This window comes from Pleionea mediterranea (genome assembly GCF_003148745.1).
Lineage (GTDB): Bacteria > Pseudomonadota > Gammaproteobacteria > Enterobacterales > Kangiellaceae > Pleionea > Pleionea mediterranea.
In genome coordinates this window covers 144,112-168,724 of the sequence record NZ_QGGU01000007.1, presented here as the reverse complement: position 1 = coordinate 168,724, position 24,613 = coordinate 144,112, and the positions used below count along the sequence as shown (strand labels likewise).

Below are 24,613 nucleotides of genomic sequence, written 5' to 3'. Positions count from 1 at the left end.
GGTGATGAGAGGATTTAATTGGAATGATAAACACGCTCTAGAGAGTATTCTTTATATGAGTGAGTTGACCTTATTTTCCTCCAGCAACATCTATGAGAGATCCTGTCATAAAAGAGGATTGTCCACTGGCAAGCCAGGCAATTACGTTGGCGACTTCTTCGGGCTTGCCGCCTCGTTTTAAAGGAATAACTGGTGCCAGCCGTTGTAATCGATTGGGCTCTCCACCGTCAGCATGAATTTTAGTGGCTATAAAGCCTGGTCGAACGCCGTTTACTCGAATATTTTGATCCGCCAGTTCTATGGATAGACCTTTTGTAAGCGCGTCTATTGCGCCTTTTGACGCAGCATAATCGATGTATTCGAAGGCGGCTCCGTATTTCGACGCAACGGAAGAAACATTAATAATATTGCCGCCGTTGCCTTTGTGTTGAGTGGACATTCTTTTTATCGCTTCACGGCAACAAATAAAGTAGCTGGTAACATTGGTTTGCAGAAGATCATTGATACGTTCTGCATTCATGTCGATTAAACACGATTGTGGCTTTACTATGCCTGCATTGTTGACTAATAACGATAATTTTCCGAGTTTGTTATCAATGCTATTAAATAAGGCTGTAATGTCGGACTCGACTCTAAGATCCGCCTGTAAACAAATCGCTTTTTGGCCCAGCGCTTCAATAGTTTGTTTAACTCGATCAGCGGCTGATTTACTTGAATGGTAATGAACACAAATATCATACCCTTGTTGTGCAAGGGCTATTGCCGTTGCGGCGCCTATTCCCTGACTTGATCCTGTAATAAGGGCTATGTTGTTGGTAGCGTTCATATGATTATCCGTAAAACTTAAAACCAAGATGTAAAGGGTATAAATATAACAGAGTTTTCGTTACATGAGATTGGCGATTAAATTTGTTGTTCTGCGATTTTTCGTCGCAGCATGGCTGTTTTACTGACTCTGCACCATCGGAATAAAATCATAATGATGATTTTCGTTAACCCACTAACCGTCGCCAGTAACATTAATGGCCAGCCGTTTGATATTCCCATGGACAAGGCAAAGGCCAGTGTCGTTAGATCCATCATCAATATAAACTGGCTCATTTTTATATCGACAGCACCGGTATCACCGGTTTGCCAAATGAGCTTTATTTGATGGAAGTAGCCCTGGGCAATCATAACTGTAATGACAACAATAAACAGACTGGAAAACTGCTTACTGAATTCATTGATGGGTATTAAATTATCTGCTTTTAAAATAATACTTAGTAAGGTAATGCCTGCTATTAAAAACAGACTGCTGATGGATAATGAAAACAAGGCGGATTTATTACGACGGTCGCGCCATATTTCAAATAAAATAATCGCTACCAATATTGAGGCTAACAGTCTTGGCCACACAATAAAGTGATTAAAGGGAATGATTGAGAAGCCATAAACGAAGAAAGAAAAGTACGCCATAAAACTGACGGTAAATTGATTTAATGACAGTAAATAGGTCGCCGAGTTGTTGGTAAGTTGGGTGGTCGATTTAGAGACGTTGTTAGTGATGATTTCACTTCGTCTGATCCAAACGGTGTTAACTTGCGAATAAATACCGTACAGACTGATGAGAATAAAAATAGCGTTAAGGCTGCCGAGCCAGTGGTAAGTGTTCATGGTGAAATAATCACTCAATACTTTTTACTCCTGTGAGTCACTTGCTGCGAAATAATTTACACCTGAATTAATTTGTTTCAACTACTAATAATTTGTTCTATCTACTAAGTATGTTCCAGCTACTAGAGCAGGGTAACGACAAAACAGATTATATATTGAAATAAGATTAAAATAAGCGGTATGGCCAAAATCGGTCGATATTATACACGAATTTATAACGCAACTGTATATAAAAAGAGATTAGTGAATTGGTAGTCACTGATGTCTGCTAGCTAAAGAGATGCTGTTTGTGTTTCAGAGATGTTGTTTGAGTTGAAGAGATGCCTTTTAGTATTATCCGTTGGTATTCCGTTTACCTCAGTAAATGTTAATATGGACTGTATCATTTGTACAATGTGTTTTAGTCTTACTATTCGAGTATATACCTGAAAGTCTTTGTTTAAAAAATAAGTTATGGACTTTATGTTTTAACCTTAACCAACTTGATATTTACTGAGCAAGGCAATGTAAAAAAGGAGTGTAGGATGAAGTTTTTGGTAACAATGATAAGCGTTTTTTCGTTGATCGCCTGTGCTGTATCGCCCACCGGTCGTAAACAGGTATTGCTGTTTTCCGGTGATCAAATGGCCGATATGGGTGTGACTGCTTATCAAAGTATGAAACAGCAGCAGCCAGCGGTTGAAGACGCTTCTACCAGTCAATATGTGTCTTGCATTACTAATCGTTTGCTGCAACATATTCCACAAGATATGCAACAAAAGACTTGGGAAGTCACCGTATTTAAAGATGACACGCCTAATGCCTTTGCACTTCCCGGTGGTAAAATTGGCGTACATACAGGTATGCTTGAAATTGCCGATACTTCCGGAAAGTTAGCCGCCGTTATTGGACATGAAATCGGGCATGTTTGGGCGAATCACGGCAATGAACGTATGAGTCAGAGTTCTTTGGCGCAAACAGGGCTGCAAGTGGCTGCTATATTATCCGGTGAGCCGAGTGCGGAAAAGCAATTGGCGTTAGGTGCGCTGGGTATTGCGACTCAGGGTGTGGTTTTGAAGTATAGCCGGAAACACGAAAAAGAAGCGGACGCACTTGGATTGGAAATGATGGCAAAAGCGGGATTTGATCCGGCTGAAGCAGTTGAGCTGTGGCGCTCTATGGCTGCAAAAGGAGGCACCAATGTACCCGAGTTTATGTCTACCCATCCGTCCGAACAAACACGAATTAATAAGCTAAGCGCACAATTACCAGCCGTAATACCTTTTTACCAACAAGTGCGAAATGAAGGTCGAGCACCTGTGTGTCGTCGATAAGCTATTTACTCTTTTTTAAACACGTTTTAATGAGTAATACTTATTTTAGTGCGTCAGGAATGGGCTGGTGTCTTTCCTGATAGCTGCGTTTAATGTCTTCTTTTAATAGCGACAGCGCATCGGTTGGTCCGGGCGCTAATTCGGCGCTAGAGATGGCAACCGGTGTTGTCCGGGATCCCCATTTCAGACTGCAGGCACCGTAGGTCAATCCTGCACCAAAGGCGGTAAGGATTATATTATCGCCAGCGTTAACGCGACCGGCTTCGAGGGCTTCACACAAGGCAACAGGGACAGTAGCGGCCGACATATTGCCGTACTTTTCAATATTGATGAATACCTTATCAGCGGGCAGCTTTAGGTGTTTGGTGAGTGCGTCTACAATTCTTATATTTGCCTGATGAGCGATAAACAGGTCAATATCGTCTTTATGCCAGCCGGATTTTTTCATAACTTCTAATGATGACCGTTTCATTTCGGCTATGGCGTTCATATAGATTTCCTGGCCTTCAAAAGGTACTTCGAAGGCGCCCGGATGATCATGATAACGGGGTACATTGGTGCCCATTTTATCAACGCCTAAGATACCCAGACCATCACTGTCGCAGCCAAGATGGGAAAACTGAAAGCCAGCGTTATCATCGGTTGCTTCTACTACTACGGCACCTGCACCATCACCAAATAAAATGGCAACATTACGTTTGGTCCAGTCTACATAGTAGGTGAGCCTGTCTGCGCCAATTACCAGTGCCTTTTCCATCATGCCGGCTTTTATCTGGGCGGCTACCTGGGTTAATGCATAGATAAAGCCACTGCAGGCGGCATTGACGTCCACCGCTGCACAGCCTCGTATCCCGAGTTTGTTTTGCACTCGCGCAGCGGTATTGGGAATTAAAGTATCACCGCTCGATGTCGCCACATAAATGGCATCCAGTTCACTGGCTTCCAGGCCTGCTGCAGCCAGAGCATGCTTACCAGCCACCGCGGATAGATCGGAGATATTTTTATGGGTGATCCGCCGCTCTTCGATACCGGTTCGGCTGGTGATCCAGTCACCGGAAGTATCCAGAAAACTCGCCAGATGTTCATTGGTTAGTATGGCGGGAGGTAAACACTTTCCCCAGCCTGTGATTACAGCATTTTGTGTCATTTACGGATCTTGTATTGTTTGCTCGATGGCGCATTTTATCCGACCTGAGCCAGACAGGTGTTCCGACCAATGCGTTTATATTAACAGGCTGGATAATACAGGTTAACGGTCGAATAAGAAATTCTTCCGTAACCCTAGAGCGAAAGATAAGCACGCTCTGGTACAGCAGACTTTCCATGGATTGCTTTTTAACCGATATATCGAAAAGTTAGGGATCCATAGCAGCGCATTCGTTCTCAGGCACACTGCGTTTTTTTATGCTGTGGTCATTATCAGGTAATGACAGGGTTTACGGCATGATTGCCAACTTACTACAGGAGTTTGCCGCTCCTTTATCATCAGAGCAGGTTAATAAAGTGAAAGATGCACTGGGTGATCTTTCACTTGAGCAGGTGAACTGGCTAAGTGGCTATCTGGCTGGACTGGCTGCAACAGGTGCTGCTGTCGGTTTAAAAGATGTTAGTGAAGTGGTTGGTCAGGCTCAGACACTGACGAACGCTCAATCTAATGCTGCACAGGCTTTAGGTGCCGCAGAGGCATCTCAGCCATCCGTTAACCCAAAAGCAGCGACAAATAAATTGTCGACTATTTTGTACGGTTCTCAAACCGGTAATGCCCGCGGTGTAGCGGAATCTTTATACCAACAGCTCCAATCTGCCAATATTGAAGCGCGACTGGTTGATATGGCCGAATACAATCCAAAGCAGTTAAAAAAGGAACAACGTGTATTTATTGTAGTAAGTACACATGGCGAGGGCGAGCCACCGGATGATGCATTGGAGCTGCATGAGTTTATTCACAGTAAAAAAGCGCCTGATCTGAATGGAAAGGAATTTGCGGTACTGTCGCTTGGTGACTCAAGTTATGAGTATTTCTGCAAGACAGGGCAAGATTTCGACCAGACATTGGCGTCGCTTGGCGCAACACGATTGTTTGAACGGGTGGATTGCGATGTGGATTATCAACAGGCGTCCACAGAGTGGGCAGAATCTGTATTGGCCTTGGTTAAGCAGTCGTCTGAATCAGCAGCCAGAGATACTCACACAGAAGTTACTCATACAGAAGTTACGCAAACAGAAGCTAAGCAAGCAGAAATTAGTCAGAAAGGTATAACGCCAAATCAGGATGATGAGAGCAATCGACCTCATCTTAGTGTGGTGACACCGGATGTTGCTGGTTCAAGGGCACATGCTTCGGCAGTTACCTCATTCAACAAGTTTAATCCCTATACGGCTGAAATTTTGGATGTTATTTCAATCACGGCAAGAGGCAGCAGTAAGCCAACGTTTCATGTTGAGATAGATCTTGAGGATTCCGGCATACAGTATCAGCCGGGTGATGCTTTAGGTGTATGGCCGGTGAATCAATCGACTTTGGTGAATGAAACCTTATCGTTGCTGAGCTTTACTGGCGAAGAGCTGGTCACTGTTGAGCAGCAAACTAAATCATTAAAAGACGCATTGACCCAGGATTTTGAGTTAACACAAGTCTCTCCTGGTTTTATCAAGTGGTTAGCCGAGCAAACGAAAGATGACCAACTGATTCAGGCTGCGACCGATAAATCTATGCTTAATGGATTGCTGGCAAACAGTCAGGTTCCTGAACTGTTGCAGTCATTCAATATATCGGTAACGGCAGAAGAGTTTGTTGCGCAGTTACGCCGTATTACTCCGAGGCTGTATTCCATTGCCAGTAGTCAGCAAGAAGTAGAAGAAGAGGTGCATCTAACCGTAGGCTTAGTGAGTGAGCAGCGCAATAACACTTCTCGAAACGGAGCCGCCAGCCAATTGTTGTCGGAGTTTTCTACGGGTGATATGGCAAGAGTTTTTGTTGAATCGAATAAGCATTTTAAATTACCTGACGATAGCAACCAAAAAATCATCATGATTGGTGCAGGTACCGGTATCGCACCTTATCGTGGTTTTATTCAACAGCGTGCGGCTCAGTCAGCAAAAGGGCAAAGCTGGCTAATTTTTGGAAATCCTAATTTTGCCACTGACTTTTTATATCAGATTGAATGGCAACAATATTTAAAGAAACAACAGTTGTCTCAAATCGACCTGGCATTTTCACGTGATCAGGAAGAAAAAGTTTATGTGCAACACAAATTATTAGAACACGCAAAACAGTTTAATCAATGGTTACAGCAGGGTGCCCATATATATCTGTGCGGCGATAAAGATCGCATTGGCAAGTCAGTTGAGCAAACCATACTGCAAATTATTGCATCGGAACAACAATGCTCCGATGAACAGGCAAAACAAATTTTAACTGATCTAAAACGCGAAGGTCGATATCAGAAGGACGTTTACTAATGTCTCGTACAAACAATCATTCATCCGACTCTGTTAATACAGTTAATGAGAAATCTGTCGTTGGTGAGAAGTCAGCGGTTGATGATAAAACAGTTGTCACTGAAAAAGCAGTATCAAATGAATCGTCATTACCTAAGGGACTGGCGAAAAATGAATACATTAAAGATCAAAGCCAATATTTACGTGGCACTATAAAACAAAGTCTGGCCAATTTTGTGACCGGTGAAGTCGCTGAAAATGATCAGCAGTTAATTAAATTTCACGGCATTTATCAACAGGACGATCGTGACTTACGTAATGAACGAAAAAAACAAAAGCTTGAGCCATTGTACAGTTTTATGCTTCGGGCTCGTGTTCCTGCAGGAATAGCCACACCACAGCAATGGTTAACCATGGATCGTATTGCTTCAGATTACGGGAACGACACGATTCGATTAACCACCCGGCAGGCTTTTCAGCTGCATGGCATTATTAAAAAGAATTTACGGCCCACCATGCAGGCAATGGATAAGGTTTTACTCGACTCGATTGCCGCTTGTGGTGATGTGAATCGTAACGTGATGTGTAACCCTAACCCGGTAGAAAGTAAAGCGCACAAAGAGGTGTACCAGTGGGCTGCCAGAATCAGTGAGCATTTGTTGCCTAAAACAAAGGCTTACCATGAAATTTGGCTTAATGGTGAGAAGTATCAAGCTGATGCTTCGCCCGAGAATACAAAGGAGCCGATTTATGGCAAGCATTATTTGCCACGAAAGTTTAAAACGGTGGTAGCTATTCCGCCGTATAACGATGTGGATGTGTTTGCTCATGACTTAGGATTTATTGCGATTATTAAACAGGGTAAATTACTTGGGTTTAATGTCACTGTTGGCGGTGGTATGGGAATGTCTCATGGTGATCCAGAAACGCATCCAAGAGTTGCCGACGTTGTAGGGTTTTGTTTTCCGCAGCAGGTACTGGCGGTTGCTGAACAAGTGGTGAAAATACAGCGTGATTTCGGTAATCGAGAACAACGAAAACTTGCACGGTTTAAATACACTATCGCCAAACATGGAGTCGAGTGGTTTAAACAGCAACTGAATGATCGTCTTGGTTGGCGTTTATTAAACGCGCAACCGTTTGAGTTTACCAGCAACAGTGATCGCTATGGTTGGATTAAAGGATTTGATGGACGCTGGAATTTAAATTTGTACATTGAAAATGGACGAATTAAAGACGAAGGTGATTATCGACTTCGAACCGGGCTTCGAGAAATTGCCAAAATACATCAGGGTGATTTTCGATTAACGGCTAATCAAAATCTGATCATTGCTGCAATCGATGAATCAAATAAAGCTGTGATCGAAGACTTGATCACGCAGCATAATATTAAAACTGGTGATGAGGTTTCAATATTACGGCGGCACGCTATGGCATGTGTCAGCTTGCCTACCTGTAGTCTTGGGATGGCTGAAGCCGAACGATATATGCCAAGTTTGCTGGATAAAGTGGAGCAGTTATTGTCGGATCACGGTTTATCGGAGCAGCCTATCACTATGCGGATGACCGGCTGTCCTAATGGTTGTGCGCGTCCTTATATTGCTGAGATTGGTTTAGTGGGTAAGGGCCCTGGTAAATATAACTTGTTTCTGGGAGCCGGGCACCACGGTGAGCGTCTTGGTGTTATTTACCGCGATAACATAGGTGAGTCTGAGATTCTGAGTATTCTTGATGAATTGTTTGAACAGTACAAAAACAATGCATTAGAACGCGAAAGTTTTGGTGATTTCGTGGTACGAACCGGTGTGGTTACACCAAGTTATCAGGCCCAGGATTTTCATATGGAACTGCAAGCTCAAAAGGCGAGTTGAAATTAATAGGTTACCAAAGTGTGTTTAATGCTTGGAGTAACTTGATGTTCCCGTTAGATATCAATAAATAAGTGAATTATCGTTATGAGTTTATGTTGCGTCAATCAAACAATACCCGACTCGGTCACTACCGATGACTTTGATTTTAAGCAAGCGAACCAAGATCTTGAGGCGATGATTGCAGAAAAGCGTCTTGAATGGTCTCTAAAAAATTTACCCGGTCAGCATGTATTAACATCGAGTTTTGGTGCTCAGTCTGCTGTAAGTTTGCATATGTTTCAGCAAGTAGCGCCGAATATTCCGGTTGTTTTGATTGATACCGGTTATCTATTCAAGGAGACTTATCAGTTTATTGATCAGTTGTCTCAGAGGCTTAATCTAAATTTAAAGGTGTATCGTTCTTCACTTAGTGCTGCGTGGCAGGAGTCACGTTTTGGGCAACTATGGCAGCAAGGTGTTGAAGGGATTGATCGCTATAATCAAATAAATAAAGTTGAGCCGTTGCAACAGGCTTTAAACGATTTAAATACCGGCACCTGGTATGCAGGGATCCGGCGTGAGCAAGCAAAAACACGAACAAATATTGCTGTACTTAAAGCACAGAGTGATCGTTTTAAAATGCATCCCATAGCTGACTGGAGTAACCGTGATCTCCATGATTACTTAAAAAAGCATAGCTTGCCGTACCATCCTTTGTGGGATAAGGGCTATGTGTCAATTGGTGATGTTCATACCACTCGGCCAATAACTGAAGCTTTAAATGAAGAAGACACACGCTTCTTTGGATTAAAGCGGGAGTGTGGTATTCATGAGCTCTAGCAGTTGTTTATTTAAATTATACAAAAAATTGTTACACCCCCAACTTGCATCAATATTCGATTTGATAATACTTTGAAATCAAGAAACATTAACCTGTCTTTTTTAAATAAAAGCAGAAAACTTATCTGAAATCATAGGCTTTACGTAGATAACCATTTAAGTTTTTGTTTAGTGTATATGATTAAACATTGGATAAGGGGATGGACATGGATTTAGGTGCTTTTTCAGTCAGTTTGGCCGTTAAGGATATCAATGTTTCAAAGGCATTTTATGAAAAGCTTGGTTTTGAATCAATCGGTGGGGACTGTGGTCAGGGCAGGACTATTTTAAAAAATGGTGATCATATTATCGGGTTGTTTCAGGGCATGTTCGATAAAAACATCCTGACCTTTAATCCCGGATGGGATCAGTCTGCACAAAACCTTGAAAACTTCACTGATGTGCGAAACATACGTGATGAACTGACCAAACGCGGTATTAATATTAAGAGTGAATCTGTTGATGGTAATGATGGCCCCGGAAGCATTACCATTGAAGATCCCGATGGCAATCCAATTCTTATTGATCAACACCGTTAAAATTAAAATCGCTGTAATTCGTTATTGAATCTGCGTAGTTATATTGAATCTGTGTAGTTATATTGAAACTGGCATTGTGGTTTACGGCATTGGCTGGCTGTTTATCTAATCCAAAGACTAATCAAACGAATGCTTCGTTGAATAAATATTGAATAGACTGCCAAGTAAACTGGATTCTATTAGGCAGTTTTATCCATACAGCTTTGTAAAAAGATCAATGACTTTTGTTAGGTCATTCTGTGTGATATTTAAATGCATCACCAGTCTCAGTTGATGGCCTTCGGGCAAAATAATATTACGTTTTTTCGCTTCACTATTAAGCTGTTCGATGGACGACTCTGGAACCGTTACAAACACCATATTGGTTTCGGCACTATACTCGGCAACCTCAAGTTTTGGCAGGTCTAACAAAGCCTGTTTAAGTTGCAATGCATGTTGATGATCCGTTTCCAGTCGTTCAACATTATTATCCAGTGCATAGATACCTGCAGCAGCAAGCATTCCCGATTGACGCATACCACCACCAAGTACTTTTCTCCAGCGCCGAGCTCTTGTAATAATTTCTTTTGAACCAACCAGTACAGAGCCGGCAGGAGCGCCAAGTCCTTTAGATAGACACAGTGAAACCGAATCAAATGACTGAGTCAGCTCTGCTAATGACTTTTGTTGTTTTACGACGGCATTAAACAACCGTGCACCGTCAAGGTGTAATGATAATCCCTGCTCATAACATAAAGCTTTAACCTGTCCAGGGTAATTGAGTGGTAAACACTGGCCATGGTGGGTATTTTCCAAACAAATCAGTTTGGTGTTAGCAAAGTGACTATCGGCAGGTTTTATAGCTGCAGATATTTTTTCTAATGGAATAACCCCGGCCGTTGAAAATTCTAGCGGCTGAGGTTGTATGCTGCCAAGTATTGCTGCACCACCGCCTTCGTATTTATAAGTATGAGCCTGTTGGCCAACAATGTATTCGTCACCGCGTTCACAATGTGCCATTAACGCGATGAGGTTTGATTGTGTTCCGGTGGGTGCAAATACTGCTGACTCTTTATTTAAAAGTGATGCGCATTTTTCTTCAAGCGCATTGACTGTTGGATCCTCACCATAAACATCGTCACCCAGCGGCGCTTCTATCATGGCCTGTTTCATTGCTTCTGTTGGTAGCGTTACTGTGTCGCTGCGTAAGTCAATCGGTGTCATAATTATTCTTTTTTTGTTGATTTAAAGGGCGAATAGTTTAGTTGAATATCGAGTGATATAAAAATATTGCCGGAAATTATCCGGCAATTACTCAATCATTAAAATAGTTAATAGGTGTTTAAAACATCAGTTCAGCTACTTCCTCGTAGCTTGAAACAAAATGTACTTTCATGCCTTCTTTAATGTGTTTAGGTAACTCTTTGTAATCGCCTTTGCATGAATCAGGCAGTAAAATGGTTTTTATTTTCGCACGACGAGCGGCGATGATTTTTTCACGAATACCGCCTACTGCAAGCACTTTACCGGTTAAGGTTAACTCTCCGGTCATGGCAATGCCTTTCTTAGGAGATTTGTTTTTAGCCAGTGATAACAATGCTGTTGCCATAGTTACGCCCGCTGAAGGACCGTCTTTTGGTGTCGCGCCTTCGGGCACATGAATGTGGATCATTTCATTATCAAACGCGTCTTTTGTGACACCAAATTGTTCCAGATGAGCGGCAACGTAAGCGTAAGCAATTTCTGCAGACTCTTTCATAACGTCACCCAGTTTTCCGGTGAGTTTAAAGCCACGGTTTTTACTGTGGACTACCGCTGCTTCAATATTTAGTGTTGAGCCACCGAGTGCTGTCCAGGCCAGTCCGGTTACCACACCAAGGCTGTTACCGGGCTTTTCTTTTTGGAACCAGGGCGTGCCCAGGTAATCTTCAATTGAATTTTGCGAAACACTTATTTTTTTCTCTTTGCCGGAGACAATTTTAACCACACATTTACGGGCAATTCGACCGAGTTGTTTATCAAGATTACGTACACCTGCTTCACGCGCGTAATCCTCAATGATTTTACGGAAGCCGGTATCGGTGATTTTTACTTGTGAAGGTTTAAGTCCGCATTTCTCCAATCGTCTTGGCCACAGGTATTGTTTTGCAATTTCTATTTTTTCCTGTGTGATATAGCCGGACAGTCGAATGGTTTCCATTCGATCAAGCAGTGGTCTCGGTATGGTATCGAGTTGATTAGCAGTACAGATAAACAAAACTTTTGATAAATCAAATCGGACATCCAGATAGTGATCAAGAAAGTTTTCATTTTGCTCCGGATCCAATACCTCTAACAGAGCACTGGCCGGATCGCCCTGATAGGAGCTACCAACTTTATCAACTTCATCCAGCATAATCACAGGATTAGAAGATTGGGTTTCTTTAATGGCCTGAATCAATTTACCCGGCATGGCGCCGATATAGGTACGACGATGGCCTTTAATTTCAGCTTCATCTCGCATACCCCCAAGACTGAAGCGGAAAAACTTTCTTCCAAGTGCTGATGCAATCGAGCGTCCTATTGATGTTTTACCAACACCCGGTGGGCCGACAAGCAATAATATGGAGCCTGCCACATGGCCGGTTAACGCGCCAACGGCTAAAAACTCAACAATGCGATCTTTTACATCACCGAGACCAGCGTGTTCTTTGTTTAGTTCACGACGTGCTCGTCGCAGGTCGATTTTATCTTTGGTATTGATACCCCAGGGAAGGCTGGACGCAACATCAAGATAATTACGGGTAACAGAATATTCGGGTGATCCTTGTTCAAGAATTGAAAGCTTTTCTATTTCCTCATTAATTTTTTTTCTGGCATCTTCAGGAATTGTAAGCTTTTCAATACGCTTATTAAAACGTTCGATATCCGCAGTTTTATCGTCTTTGGCAATACCGAGCTCTTTTTGTATCGCTTTTAATTGCTCACGCAGGAAAAACTTACGTTGATGCTCGGTCAGTTTGTCTTCTACTTGTCGTTGAATATTGCTTTGTAATTGCGCCACTTCAAGTTCTTTTTTGATCATAACAAGAACTTTTTCCATTCGCTTTCGCAAATGTACCTGCTCAAGCACTTCTTGCAGATCTTCTCGCGTGGCGGTGGTTAAACTTGCTGCAAAGTCTGTTAGTGGCGAGGGCTCATTTGGATTAAACCGGTTTAAGAAAAACTTTAACTCTTCACTGTAAAGTGGGTTAAGTGGAACCAGTTCTTTAAGTGTATTGATGATAGCAACCGCGTAGGCTTTTAATTCATCAATATCGGAGTAATTGGGCTCCTGTGGGTATTCGACTTCTACCAGAAATGGTGGTTCTTTCGTTTTCCACCGTTTAATGCGAAATCGTTGAATGCCTTCGGCAATAAATTGAATTTTGCCGGATGATAAAACCGGGTGATGAATGCGGACCAGTGTACCAATAGCATTAAACTCATCTGGCGATGAATCTTCCGGATGTGGATTTCGTACTAACACCAATCCTGCAATTTTTGTTTCTGTGTCGGCTATGTACTCAATGGTTTCTCGCCAGACTTCTTCGTTCATTAATATTGGCAGCGTTTGCGGCGGAAAGAAGGGGCGTTCGGAAAGAGGCAGCAGACATATTTCCGTTGGTAGTACTTCTTCTTTCGGAGAAAGATCACTGCGTTTGGAGCCAGAATCAATGGAAAACTCGATATCGGGTTCACCGTAATCATGCTCAGAAGCCATAAATGATTATTCCTTAATCAGGTTGCCAGAGTCTGTTTTCACTAAATCCATGTGGTTGCTGCAAAAGTGGTTGCAGCAAAAATAAGCCACACAGGATAACAGCCCTTAGTTAATTGAATTAATGGGTCTAATTATAGCAGTCTCTGTTTGAAATAAGGAGGATAGTATTTTGTATAGAAGAATTATAATTGAGGGCATTAAGAATTAATCTCTATGGGCATAAGCTGTAAGTAAGAATTTGACTAAGCTTATGGGAGTGGAATTAACAGCGGAAACCCTTCGTTTATTTAATTGAAGGGTTTCTTTTAGGCAGATTTTTTTTAGGGGTCACTTTTAAAAAGCGCTGTTTTATCTCATGTCGACGATCAGCGGGTAACGCTCGAAACTTTTGAAACGTATGCTTTAATTGTTTCCGCTTTGCAGGTGATAGACTTTTATAGCGGTGGAAAGTACGTCTTAATTGCCGCTTCTCGGTATGAGGAAGTGTACGCCATTGCTTAAATCGTTTTTTGACCAGCTGTTTTTGTTGCGTGTTCATGGTATTCCAACGGCTGAGTCCTTTAATGACTTTTTGTCGTTGTTGCTGATCCAGTGCAGACCACTTGTTTTTAAACGGAGCCAGTTGTTGTTGTTGCGAAGGTGTCAACTGCTCAAATGGTAAGGCTTTGGAATTGGGCTTGTCATTTGATGCATTAAGTGGCGCAGATAACACCAGAATAGTAGCCATAGTCAGCATAATAAGTCTGTGTTTAATGCATTGTATGGAAAGTTTATACATCGTTAATCGTCTCTTTTTTGCTGCGAGCAGTTTGTTTAACCGTGTCTGATATGCAGTTAATGCTGTTTTCATTGTTGTCCGTATTAATGTTTGTGTTGATACGCCTGCCTGTATCACTAGTATTAACGTTTTCCTGTGTGTCTGGTTGACTTTTAGCCAGCTGTTTACCCTTTATTTGAGGATTATGTTGGGTACTTTCTGAGGCGTTTGTTTCGGCCTCGGAAGGGTGCTGGTTGCAGGTTATTTGCGTTGAGTGTTTTGTCGACTGTCTGCTGGCTTTTTGTTGGGGTGTTTGGTCAGAGCTGTTTTTATGGTCGTTATTGTCGGATGTGATGGGATCAAGTGTTTCCGGGTCTATGACGTCACCGTCGTCATCGCTAAATTCTGCCAGAAAGGTTAACAATTCCAGTGAAAGTTCCTGAGATTGTGACTGAGATGTGCCCTTAGATAGATCTTCAGCTCGGCTTGTTTCTGAACGGTCTATTTCTGAGCGGTTTGTTTGGGCAGGGGCTGGCTTATTATGAACTGCTTTATTCCGAACCGTTTTATCCAGCACCGTCTTATCCTGCACTGCTTTATCAGCGGTTAATTCGATATTTTTATTTGATTTATTGGTAGCTTTGTCGTTGGCAAACGACACTGAGCCACAGAGCAAAACACCGCAAACGATTAAGAGGTTTGTTGATTTAACTTTCAAGTTCACTCTCGGCATTGTTTTCGAGCCATTCGTAAAACTCCAGTTGTTTTATCAACTCCATATCTTCTTCCATCGCAAGTATTTCAAGGTCCTGAAACAAATTAGGCTCCGGTACTTGATTTTCGTTTGGAGCCATTAAAGCATTAATTGTTAATATAGCAGCCACCGTGGCGGTTGCCATAGTGGGCAGTCCCCATTTAAGCCAGCGAAATAACTTATTGGAACGAATATTTTGGTTGATGGCACGATGTCGAGCCTGCTTTAATTTCAGCTGGGTAGGGTAGTCAAGTTGTTCGGTGCTGTTATCGAGCTGGGCATTAATCTGCTTAAGCCACTTTTCTTCGTTTGGCTGTGACATTAGTAAACGTCCTCGAGTTGATCTTTTAATGCATGTATGGCTCTGGAGTAGTGTGTTTTAACAGAACCGCTACTGCAACCCATGGCAAACGCAGTTTCCTCGACACTCATGCCTTCCCAGGCTCTAAGCAGAAAGGCTTGTTGTTGCCTCGGCGATAAATCTGACAGCAATGTTAACAGTTTATCGGTGGCTTGATCCTGTTGGGTTTTTTCCAGCGGACTTTGGTGTGTATCGGGTGCATTTTCAATGGGATCAGAGACATACTCAGAATGGTTGGTTTTAGGTAACCAGGCCATCCAGCGGTTTCTCACCCCTTGTTTACGATACCAGTCATTTATTTTACTGCTGAGTATGCGATAAAACAGCGGTGTCCACTCTTCGGCTGTTTTATCATGGTATTTTTCAACCAGTTTCATCATGGCTTCCTGCACCAGTTCTAACGCATCGTCAGGGTTACTGGTAGCAATATGTGCCATTCGAAAGGCCTTGCGCTCTATTGTTGCCAAAAACTGATTAAGTGGCTCGCGACTTTCCAGAGTAAGTCTCCGTGAGAGTTTATGGCTTTTTTTATAATCGGCTTCAAATGCCAGTGTCAATGTTAAATGAGTCATAGTGTCGACCATTGCAGTTTCCATAAATGAATTAACGGCAAAGTAGAGTGATGGTTGACCTGAATGAACACCCAATTGTTAATCCATCCTGGCTCGGGAATATCACCGAAATGTGATAATATTCATGCTATTAGGGTCAACTGTCCGTAAAATAGCTTAACAGTTCGATTCAGTAAAACAGCAACGGCTGTGTTTGGAGGTCTTATGGTGATTAATTTAGTGCCTTTTGATGGCAATCGACCCATGTCGGAAACTAAAGCGACACAGACAAAGACCGGCGTAAAACAGACCAAAAGCATTCCGCCGCTATCCGGTGAACGTGATGCAAGAGACGAGTTTGAAGAAGTTGAAGCACTGGAACAAAAGGCTTCTAAACCGAATCGGCGTAAAAAACGCGCGAAGTCAAAAAAACAGGATCATCTATACGATGATTTTGGCATTTACACCAACCAGCAAACCAGCGATCATCATCTTAAAGAAGAACAGCTAGAAGAGCCGCCCCACAAAGTGGATGTGAAAGTTTAATCATTTTTTGAATTAAAAAACTGGAATTTGAACAGTCGACACGAGTTTTCTGAATGAGTATTTATGATTTTGAGCAGTTAATGAGCCAAACGCGGCAGCTGGCTTCTCAGTACCGTGAGGCAACTGGGCAGTCTTTGCCGGTGACCGTGGAGCTTGCCAGGTTCGATGCTATTACGCTGTTAGGACTCACCGAATTAAGCGATACGGAAACCGAAGCATTACTCATAGAAAATGATCAGGAAAAGCGGGTACAAATAAAAGGGCGGGTGATCTTTCCTGGTGGCAAGTCCCGGCAACGGGTTGGTCAGCTTAATTTACAGTCAGAGTGGGATTACACCCTGTTGGTGATATATGACGCCGATTATCAACCTTCGGCAATTTATCGTCTGGCACGAGAAATCGCCGAGCAGGAAATGGCCTCTCAAACCACCAACAAGCGCGGGGCAATGACAGTCGCAAAGTTTAAAGCCATTGGCGAGTCCGTCTGGGAGCGTCCAGAAGCCAAGCAATCCGAAAGTCTCTAATAATGACATCTCACGCCAGTTACCTTCTTTCACAGCAAGGGCCTTTTGCTCAAGCGTTTAATAATTATCAGGAGCGTCAGTCGCAGCTGGCAATGACCGAAGCCGTTGAGCAGGCGCTTGCAAGCGATAAGCAACTGCTGGTTGAAGCAGGTACCGGAACCGGTAAAACCTTTGCGTATTTAATACCCGCCATTGAGCTGGATGGTAAAAGCATTATATCCACCGGAACAAAAAATCTACAAGATCAGTTATTTTACAAAGATTTACCAACTGTATTTAAAGTAATAGGTAAGACTCGTAAAGTGGCTTTACTGAAAGGTCGGCAAAACTATTTATGTCTGCACCGGATGGATTTTAATCTGCAAACGGCTCGTTTTACTACCAAGGATACCCTTGAGCAGATTGTAAAGATTCGCCAGTGGAGCGAAACCACAAAAGACGGTGATCTATCGCAAGTTAACTTTTTAAAAGATGATGCCAGTGCGCTGCCGTTTGTGACTTCAACCGCCGATAACTGTCTCGGTAATGATTGCCCATCGTTTTCTGATTGCTTTGTGGCTAAAGCCCGTCGCCATGCAATGGACAGTGACATTATTGTGATAAACCATCATTTGCTAATGGCTGATCTGGTATTAAAAGAAGATGGCTTTGGCGAGTTACTGCCAAAAGCAGATGCCTACATTATTGACGAAGCGCATCAACTACCGGATGTGGCGTCGGTATTTTTTGGTCAAAACTTATCCTCTCGGCAGTTGATGGAGCTAAGCCGCGATTGTTTGTTGGCTTATCACGCTGAAGCTAAAGATTGCAGTGACATAAAGCTCTATGCCGATACGATTGAAAAACAAACCGCCGACCTGCGGCTGCTGATGGGTGATGAAGTTCCGCGACAGTTTTGGCGTAATTATCTTGAAAAAAATGATATTGCGGAACATTTTGAACAGTTAGAGCAGAGCTTGTCCCTTTTGACCGAAGTGTTACAGGGCCAAGCGATACGAAGCCGTGAGCTTGAAAATCTAGCCGAACGAGCCGAAGCTTTGTCTTCCCGGGCGGCTTGCTTTTTATCCTGTGATGAACAAAAAGATGTGCAGTGGATAGAGATCTACCGAAAAAGTTTTACCTTAAATACTACGCCTCTTAATATTGCCGATAACTTTAATAAAGCTATTGCGCCATACCATAAAGCCAGTTGGGTTATGACGTCGGCAACGCTGGCTGTAAACCAACAGTTTAAACATTTTCAACAAAAGCTAGGCCTTTATAACGCTGAAACAGCAGTATTTCCATCACCCTTTGAATATCGCGAACAGGCACTGTTTTATGCGCCCCGAGATATGTTGAATCCCGCATCGCCAGAATATACGCGGCAGTTCATTGCCAGCTGTTTACCTTTGCTGGTGGCATCTAAAGGCCGTGCATTTTTGTTGTTTACCAGCCACAGGGCGTTAAATGAAGCCGCTACCATACTCGAACAGCATCGCGAGTTTAATTTGTTTGTGCAGGGGCAGGCGAGTAAGTCTTACCTGCTGGATAAGTTTCGAGTAACCGAGAACAGTGTTTTACTGGGTACCTTCAGCTTTTGGGAAGGGGTGGATGTTTCGGGCGATGCCTTGTCTTTTGTGGCGATTGATAAACTGCCATTTTCATCCCCGGGCGATCCGGTCAATCAGGCTCGAATTAATGCTATAAAACAGCAGGGCCAGGATGCCTTTTTCAGCTTTCAGCTACCGGATGCGATCATCGCATTAAAGCAGGGCGTTGGCCGATTAATTCGGGACATTAATGATAAAGGAGTAATGATGATTGGCGATCCGCGTTTAATTGCACGAGGCTATGGTAAAAACTTTTTACAGGATTTACCGCCTATGTTACCCACAAGAAATCAGGAACTGGTCGAGGAGTTTTTAGCAAACTTATGAACCGTTTAGTGATAGATACTTCCACCGAAGCATTTTCCGTTGCGGTTATATCAGAGAGCGATAAGTCTGACGATAATACCGAAGCAGAGTGCCAGCGTCATTTTGAAATAGCTCCACGAAAACACGGTGAGCTGTTGCTTCCAACCGTCGATCGGTTATTGCAGCAGGCCAATTTAACTATCTCCGATATCGATCAGGTTATTTATGGCCGTGGACCAGGTGCATTTACCGGGATCCGCATTGCAATTTCCGCCGCTCAGGGATTGGCGTATGGCATTGATTGCCCGTTAGTCGGTATTTCAAGTTTGCAAAATTTAGCGTTACAGGCGTTTGATCAAACCAGTGCTGATTATGCCGTGGTTGCCATGGATGCCAGAATGGGGGAAATCTACTACGCGATATATCGTCGAAATACTGAATTATTAGCGGGCAATTGCCCTGAGCTGATCGGTGAAGAGCAGGTGCTAAAGCCCGATACGCTATTAAGTCTTGAGAGCCAGATAAAAGCATTTGACTCTAAAAAGCCTTCTCCAAAAGAGGCTCAACCCAGTAAAATTACTGCAATAGGCACTGGCTGGTCGGTTTACCCTGACATTCTGTGTCAGCAACTGGGTGTTAAACCTGATGTTACATTAGCGGACAAGTTTCCTGATGCTTATTACAGTGGGATACTGGCAAGGCTTGTTACATTACAAGCGACACAGCACAGTGCAGAACAGGCTGTTCCAGTATATTTAAGAAATAATGTTGCTGCCAAATCCTCCAAACCTTCTATTTTAAAGCGTTAGTTAACAAGCGTCGGATAGATTTATGTTATTAACTGGACTATTTTTGCTGGAAATTTAAGCATCAATGACTATACTAGCTGGTTAGTTTTGTTATTATTTTGATTCGGAAGATTTTGCTTCAGTATGTTTTGTTTCAGTCACAACTGATACATTGCAGGAATTTAAATGCCGCTAGATATTGCTTCAAATAATCCTCTGCTTAACCAAAATGCTGCGATCGATAATCGATTGTCACAGCAACAGCGTGCATCTTCGGAAAATCGTCGTGAGATTGAGTTATCTGCCAGAGAGTCTGTCGAAAGCAGTGTTGAAGAGCAACAGAGTCAGGTAAGACGAGCAAATGAAATCCTGGAGCTAAACCAGCAAAACAGTCCGGTTCGGCGAGATGATGGTTCTGATTTAAATTTTCAGGCACGACGAGCGGTCGATACATTCAGCCAAATCAATCAACAGGGTAATCAGCAAAGCGCTGCTGAGATTTTAGGCATAGATTTATTTGCCTGAATGACTCGCCGGGCACATTGTTTATCTAAATAATTTTTTCAAGTTAATCCATTCTAGTACAACATTCATTCTTCCTTAAATTATCGGCTACGGCTTTATTACTCATGCAGTTGATTAATCGAAAAGTCAAAATTGCAGTTGCCCTATGTTGATTGCTTATCGACGTTACCTACAATTTGTCAACATTTAGGCTGTTTTAGCGTTTATAAAAAGCATAAGGTTCGGTATTAAAGTTGCCTGACGGTTAACGCTTTAGGCTTTGTTATCTATGATATATTAATAGAATAGAGTGACTTAACGTCAATTTTGAGGTTTGAATTATGAAACAGTTAGTATTCGTTTTTATGACGGCTGTTGTGTTAGCTGGTTGTAACACGGTACCCAAGTCATTACAGGGTGACTATAAGCCCGTCACACTGGCAGAAGCGCGCAAAACCGAAGGGTCGTCGGTTAAGGTTCGCTGGGGAGGCGTGATTGCCCGCGTAGACAATCAGGAACGTCAGTCGGTCATAGAGATAGTGGCAAAACCATTGATGTCGTCAAGTCGGCCCAGAGACGTGGACACCAGCGGCGGACGATTCCTTGCCATTGTTCCCGATTTTGTTGATCCGGTGGTTTATGAAAAAGGTCGTGAAGTAACGGTGGTCGGTGAGCTATCGGATATGGTTGAAGGAAAGATTGGTGAAATGAAATACTGGTTTCCAGTTGTTCGCACTACCAGCCATCATTTGTGGAAAAAACGTTCCGAAGTTAAGCAAGTGCATCACTGGGGAACATCTTTCTGGCCAATATTCCCACATCGTTATTACTATCACCCTCACTGGCGTTATTACCCACGCAAAGATGGGAAGGGCAGTTCATCGTCGGGCAAGCCTGTCATGAAATCAAAAGTGACTGTACCGAAACGTAAAAGCAGTGGCGGTAATAAGGAAAAATAATAGGACATTGAAAAATAATAGAAGAGTAAAATTAAAAAAAGGCACCGAGGTGCCTTTTTTAATTAATGGTACAAAGTTTAAAGATTACTCACTCAAACGATAATTACATTTGAGACTGTAAATAATTAGGTAATCCTAGCTTATCGATCAGTCCAAGCTGTTTTTCTAACCAATAAGCGTGATCCATTTCTGTATCTTCTAACAATTGTTGCAGTACTGCTCTGCTTTGAAAATCTTTTTCTTTTTCGCACAGAACAATTGCATCTTTAAGATCTTTATCCACCTGATACTCAACTTTTAAATCATTTTTGAGCATTTCAGGAACAGTTTCGCCAATTAATAGAGGCTCACGCTTCACCATATTAGGCGTGCCTTCTAAAAATAAGATGCGTTCAATAAGTGCTGCAGCATGAGCCTTTTCATCATCAAATTCATGATCGATACGCTCAAACAACTTAGATAAACCCCAGTCATCGTACATTCTTGAGTGAATGAAATATTGATCCATTGCGGTTAACTCAAGGGATAACAGTTCGTTAAGGGCTTCGATAACTTTAGTGTTGCCTTTCATAATAACCTCGTTTTATACGTTAGACTGGAGATAGTTTTCCAGCCCTGTATTATCAATTAGATACTCTTGAGTTTCGAGCCAGTCGACATGTTCTTCTTCATACTCAAGTATGTCTTCAAGTAGATCGCGACTGACAAAGTCATTTTTGGTTTCGCAAAGAGCAATGGCTTCACGCAGTAACTCTAATTGCTCGAGCTGTAAAGTCATATCGCAGGTCAACATTTCTTTGGTATGTTCGCCAATGCGAATTTTGTCGAGCTTTTGTAAATTTGGCAGACCTTCTAAAAAAAGAATTCGCTCAATTAAATTATCAGCCTGTTTCATATCCTTAATGGATTTTTTATAGGCTTTTTCATTTAATTGCTCTAACCCCCAATTGCGAAACATTCGCGCATGAAGAAAGTATTGGTTTATCGATGTCAGTTCGACCGTTAAAACCTTATTTAAATAAGCGATAACTTGTTTATCACCTTTCATAAAATGCCTCAATTCGAGCGTGAGTTAAGTCTTCTAACAAGGGTAAGGTATTGAGTTTAAGAAGTCAAAGAAGATTAATAATTTCAACCAGTTACAAAACAAAATGAGTGTGATTCTTATTTGTATTTTCAGTTGTAATTCAGACTGTATTTGAGCAGTGCTTAAGGCAGTAAGTATGGAACATTATGAACTTTAAAAGAGACGTGAGTTACTTTTACAAATGACATGATTATTTGTTTCAATTGGAGGCTTCAGGTGTTTTTTCTTGCAGCATATAAGCAAAAGCAATGATTTTAGCCACTGCAAGATAAAGCTGTTCTGGAATTTCATCACCAAGCTCAAGCTGGGCCAATACATCAATTAGTATCGGATCTTCATGAATAAATACATCATGCTGTTCTGCTATTTTTATAATTTCATCGGCTAAAGCGCCGTGACCTTTTGCAACAAGGGTAGGAGCCTGTTTACCGTCGTACTTTAACGCCGCTGCTTTACTATTTAATTGATCGCTACTGTTAATCTTATCGTCCATATTAGTTTGATCGTCAATGTTAATTTGATCATCATTATCGTTGTTGTGATCGTCCTTTTGCTCAGACATATTAAACCTTATAGCTGATTAGTGACTTGGGTAGCTGGCTTAAAATTAATTCAGGTGAATTGCCTGTTGTGGCATCGGCCTGTTTCACCAAAATTCCGGCATCGGTCAGTGTTTTTTCAAGTGACGGCATTTCAGACATTAACAGTTGTTGTGTCTCAGGCTTTTCGGCTATAAACCGGACATTGAACTGTTTGTTTTTTAACTCTGCAATGGCATGAAAGGCGCCCAGGTTTTCAAATTCAAACCGAATCGTCACACGCCATGTTTTATGTTTATCACCACTGGCCTTGTTGTCATCCTCAAACTTAAGTTGAATACCGGACAACTGTTTCTGATTCATCATGGGTAGATCAAAGACAAGCTGTTGACTGTCATTTGGCAGAGTATTTTGAAACTGAGAGACTCTCGTTCTTGCAAGTCCACTTTCAACGTCCTGAAGTAAGCGCTGGAGAGAATCGGTTTGTTGCGCAGTAGCCGATTGTGAAAGCATATTTTGCGGCAATAACGATTTTAAAAAACCGGAACGGCTATTTGCTGTTGTCGAAGACTGGGTTAAATCTGTTAATCCGGCATTGAGTAAAAAGCGCAGCCCAGTGAACAGTGCTTTGAGATCAGTCGGTAAAGTGTTTTGCGCTTGTGATGCGTTACTTTGTGGTGCAGTACTCTGTGATGCTGTTTGAGCAGTAGCTGCTTGCGATAGAGTCCCAAGTAGCGTGCTTTGAAAAGATGTGCCTGACCGGGAGTTATGTTGGGCCGAGAGGCTGGTGCTTTGTTGTGCATTCAATAGGCGCATTAAATGATTTTCTTTAAACACGCCTGAGCCCATCAACTGCTGTTGCAACTGCTTAGCGGTTAAATCTCTGCCTTCAGGTAAAATGTTAAGTATGACTTGTAACCTATTGATTAACGGTGATTCTCGGCCCAGTAATTGTGTCAGATCTGACAATTGGCCACGTAGACTGCTAATAACCTGTGACAGTGGTTGCTGTTTGAGCAGATCTTTGCTGATGCTTTGTTCAAAGTAGGTTAATTTATCCAGGCTAAGAGTCGGGCGTTGACCCAATGCCGTCTGTTTAACCGCTGTACTGTCGTTTTTTGTACTCAAACTTGCCAGTTCAGTTTGAAGTTGTCGGGTGACCGAGTTGATTTGTCGCATACTTAAGCTGAGGGTTTCTGCACTGGCTTTATTGCCCGATGATGACTGGTTGTGGGGGCTGCCAAGCAAAGCGGTGGTTTGTAATGAGCTGACAAGCCTGGTTAACGTGGATGTAACCGGTGTGGCTGGCTGTTGGGAAGTTTGATCCGTTTTTTGAGATTGTACCGGTAAGTTGAGCTGTGTGGTTATCTGGGAATTATTCTGCCCCGATGTTTGTGGATTAATTTGCTGGGTTAATTGCCTGGTGAGCTGATCAAGTGGCATTTTTGTTAGCAATTGCCGGTTTATATTTAGGAACTCAATGATTGGCCTTGGCGTTGAACCCCAGTGTTGCAATAGATTTATGAGTTTTGTTAACTGAACTTGCTGGCTTGAACTCATTGTTTTGCTGGTTGCCGCATCCATGGACACGTCAAACGAAAGCCTATTGTTGTTTAATGTTGGGGTAAGCGTTAAAGGTAAAGGGCTGGGAAGCTTACTCAGTGTTTTTGCAATGGAGGGAGCATCAACCGGAAACTTGATTGAGTCGTTTGAACCTGAAGGGTGACGCACAGGCAGTTGTAATTCTGGCTTTGCTTCAAAGCGTTGCAACAAGGCGTTTAGCTTTTCACCATTAATTTGTTGCAGCAAGGCTTTTAGCTCACTCAGGGGTATCCTTTGAACCGGTGTTTTTACAAGTATTTCGGTGAGCTTATCGGTCATTCTGGTCAGTCAAATCAATAGATATCTATAAGGGTTTGTATTAGTATAGCGCGCTCTATTGGTAT

At 42.4% G+C, this 24,613-nt stretch carries 24 protein-coding genes; 11 read left to right on the top strand and 13 right to left on the bottom strand.

Annotation, left to right across the window (positions count from 1 at the left end; translation table 11 throughout):
- Positions 1-70 precede the first annotated feature (70 nt).
- Entirely contained in the window at positions 71-826 is a 756-nt protein-coding gene (locus tag C8D97_RS10750) for an SDR family oxidoreductase (protein ID WP_109763777.1), read from the bottom strand.
- A 77-nt stretch (positions 827-903) separates the two neighbouring features.
- Positions 904-1,674, bottom strand: a complete 771-nt coding sequence (locus tag C8D97_RS10745) for a hypothetical protein (protein ID WP_210204920.1) — start codon at positions 1,672-1,674, stop codon at positions 904-906.
- Between the two features lie 506 nt (positions 1,675-2,180).
- On the opposite strand from C8D97_RS10745, the gene C8D97_RS10740 reads away from it, so the two are divergent.
- Positions 2,181-2,969: a M48 family metallopeptidase gene (locus C8D97_RS10740; protein ID WP_109763775.1), complete on the top strand. Its 789-nt coding sequence runs from the start codon at positions 2,181-2,183 to the stop codon at positions 2,967-2,969.
- A gap of 40 nt (positions 2,970-3,009) precedes the next feature.
- On the opposite strand, the gene C8D97_RS10735 is transcribed toward C8D97_RS10740, so the two are convergent.
- Positions 3,010-4,116, bottom strand: a complete 1,107-nt coding sequence (locus C8D97_RS10735) for a ketoacyl-ACP synthase III (RefSeq protein ID WP_109763774.1) — start codon at positions 4,114-4,116, stop codon at positions 3,010-3,012.
- A gap of 296 nt (positions 4,117-4,412) precedes the next feature.
- Here C8D97_RS10735 and C8D97_RS10730 point away from each other — a divergent pair, with 296 nt between their 5' ends.
- The 4 genes from C8D97_RS10730 (at position 4,413) to C8D97_RS10715 (ending at position 9,678) form a co-directional block, all read left to right on the top strand.
- Complete coding sequence (locus C8D97_RS10730) at positions 4,413-6,431, top strand: diflavin oxidoreductase (RefSeq protein WP_170115214.1); 2,019 nt, start codon at positions 4,413-4,415, stop codon at positions 6,429-6,431.
- The gene (gene cysI, locus C8D97_RS10725; RefSeq protein ID WP_109763772.1) at positions 6,431-8,281 is read left to right on the top strand and encodes an assimilatory sulfite reductase (NADPH) hemoprotein subunit; all 1,851 of its coding nucleotides are present in this window, start codon (positions 6,431-6,433) and stop codon (positions 8,279-8,281) included. Before C8D97_RS10730 ends, cysI begins: the two co-directional genes overlap by 1 nt.
- A gap of 84 nt (positions 8,282-8,365) precedes the next feature.
- A complete protein-coding gene (locus C8D97_RS10720; protein WP_109763771.1) occupies positions 8,366-9,100 on the top strand; it encodes a phosphoadenylyl-sulfate reductase in 735 nt (244 codons plus the stop codon).
- Between the two features lie 206 nt (positions 9,101-9,306).
- Complete coding sequence (locus tag C8D97_RS10715) at positions 9,307-9,678, top strand: VOC family protein (protein WP_109763770.1); 372 nt, start codon at positions 9,307-9,309, stop codon at positions 9,676-9,678.
- A 189-nt stretch (positions 9,679-9,867) separates the two neighbouring features.
- On the opposite strand, the gene ltaE is transcribed toward C8D97_RS10715, so the two are convergent.
- The 6 genes from ltaE to C8D97_RS10685 all read right to left on the bottom strand — a co-directional run bounded on the left by ltaE (position 9,868) and on the right by C8D97_RS10685 (position 15,918).
- The gene (gene ltaE / locus C8D97_RS10710; RefSeq protein WP_109763769.1) at positions 9,868-10,881 is read right to left on the bottom strand and encodes a low-specificity L-threonine aldolase; all 1,014 of its coding nucleotides are present in this window, start codon (positions 10,879-10,881) and stop codon (positions 9,868-9,870) included.
- Positions 10,882-10,999: 118 nt separating this feature from the next.
- Positions 11,000-13,399 (bottom strand): endopeptidase La, encoded by a 2,400-nt coding sequence (gene lon / locus C8D97_RS10705; RefSeq protein ID WP_109763768.1) that lies wholly within the window; start codon positions 13,397-13,399, stop codon positions 11,000-11,002.
- A 283-nt stretch (positions 13,400-13,682) separates the two neighbouring features.
- A complete protein-coding gene (locus C8D97_RS10700) occupies positions 13,683-14,135 on the bottom strand; it encodes a DUF3106 domain-containing protein (RefSeq protein ID WP_210204919.1) in 453 nt (150 codons plus the stop codon).
- 34 nt (positions 14,136-14,169) lie between these two features.
- Complete coding sequence (locus C8D97_RS10695; RefSeq protein WP_146196133.1) at positions 14,170-14,874, bottom strand: hypothetical protein; 705 nt, start codon at positions 14,872-14,874, stop codon at positions 14,170-14,172.
- Positions 14,864-15,232 (bottom strand): hypothetical protein, encoded by a 369-nt coding sequence (locus C8D97_RS10690; protein WP_109763765.1) that lies wholly within the window; start codon positions 15,230-15,232, stop codon positions 14,864-14,866. Before C8D97_RS10690 ends, C8D97_RS10695 begins: the two co-directional genes overlap by 11 nt.
- Positions 15,232-15,918, bottom strand: coding sequence for an RNA polymerase sigma factor (locus C8D97_RS10685; protein WP_210204918.1), 687 nt, complete (start codon positions 15,916-15,918; stop codon positions 15,232-15,234). Before C8D97_RS10685 ends, C8D97_RS10690 begins: the two co-directional genes overlap by 1 nt.
- A gap of 129 nt (positions 15,919-16,047) precedes the next feature.
- Between C8D97_RS10685 and C8D97_RS10680 the strand changes: the two genes are divergently transcribed.
- From C8D97_RS10680 to C8D97_RS10655, 6 genes are all read left to right on the top strand, one after another.
- Positions 16,048-16,368, top strand: coding sequence for a hypothetical protein (locus C8D97_RS10680; RefSeq protein ID WP_109763764.1), 321 nt, complete (start codon positions 16,048-16,050; stop codon positions 16,366-16,368).
- Between the two features lie 53 nt (positions 16,369-16,421).
- Positions 16,422-16,892: a hypothetical protein gene (locus tag C8D97_RS10675; RefSeq protein WP_109763763.1), complete on the top strand. Its 471-nt coding sequence runs from the start codon at positions 16,422-16,424 to the stop codon at positions 16,890-16,892.
- A 2-nt stretch (positions 16,893-16,894) separates the two neighbouring features.
- The gene (gene yoaA / locus C8D97_RS10670) at positions 16,895-18,811 is read left to right on the top strand and encodes a DNA repair helicase YoaA (protein ID WP_109763762.1); all 1,917 of its coding nucleotides are present in this window, start codon (positions 16,895-16,897) and stop codon (positions 18,809-18,811) included.
- Positions 18,808-19,599, top strand: coding sequence for a tRNA (adenosine(37)-N6)-threonylcarbamoyltransferase complex dimerization subunit type 1 TsaB (tsaB, locus tag C8D97_RS10665; RefSeq protein WP_109763761.1), 792 nt, complete (start codon positions 18,808-18,810; stop codon positions 19,597-19,599). The genes yoaA and tsaB overlap by 4 nt, the downstream gene beginning before the upstream one ends.
- A gap of 165 nt (positions 19,600-19,764) precedes the next feature.
- On the top strand, positions 19,765-20,103 hold the full coding sequence (locus C8D97_RS10660; RefSeq protein WP_109763760.1) for a hypothetical protein: 339 nt from the start codon (positions 19,765-19,767) through the stop codon (positions 20,101-20,103).
- Positions 20,104-20,423: 320 nt separating this feature from the next.
- Positions 20,424-21,041, top strand: a complete 618-nt coding sequence (locus tag C8D97_RS10655) for a Slp family lipoprotein (RefSeq protein ID WP_109763759.1) — start codon at positions 20,424-20,426, stop codon at positions 21,039-21,041.
- Positions 21,042-21,144: 103 nt separating this feature from the next.
- Here the strand turns inward: C8D97_RS10655 and bfr (C8D97_RS10650) are convergent, their stop codons facing one another.
- The 4 genes from bfr (C8D97_RS10650) to fliK all read right to left on the bottom strand — a co-directional run bounded on the left by bfr (C8D97_RS10650) (position 21,145) and on the right by fliK (position 24,548).
- Entirely contained in the window at positions 21,145-21,612 is a 468-nt protein-coding gene (gene bfr, locus C8D97_RS10650) for a bacterioferritin (RefSeq protein WP_109763758.1), read from the bottom strand.
- A 12-nt stretch (positions 21,613-21,624) separates the two neighbouring features.
- Positions 21,625-22,089, bottom strand: coding sequence for a bacterioferritin (gene bfr / locus C8D97_RS10645; RefSeq protein ID WP_109763757.1), 465 nt, complete (start codon positions 22,087-22,089; stop codon positions 21,625-21,627).
- A 238-nt stretch (positions 22,090-22,327) separates the two neighbouring features.
- Complete coding sequence (locus C8D97_RS10640; RefSeq protein WP_245411435.1) at positions 22,328-22,690, bottom strand: EscU/YscU/HrcU family type III secretion system export apparatus switch protein; 363 nt, start codon at positions 22,688-22,690, stop codon at positions 22,328-22,330.
- A gap of 1 nt (position 22,691) precedes the next feature.
- Positions 22,692-24,548, bottom strand: coding sequence for a flagellar hook-length control protein FliK (gene fliK / locus C8D97_RS10635; protein WP_109763756.1), 1,857 nt, complete (start codon positions 24,546-24,548; stop codon positions 22,692-22,694).
- Positions 24,549-24,613 lie beyond the last annotated feature (65 nt).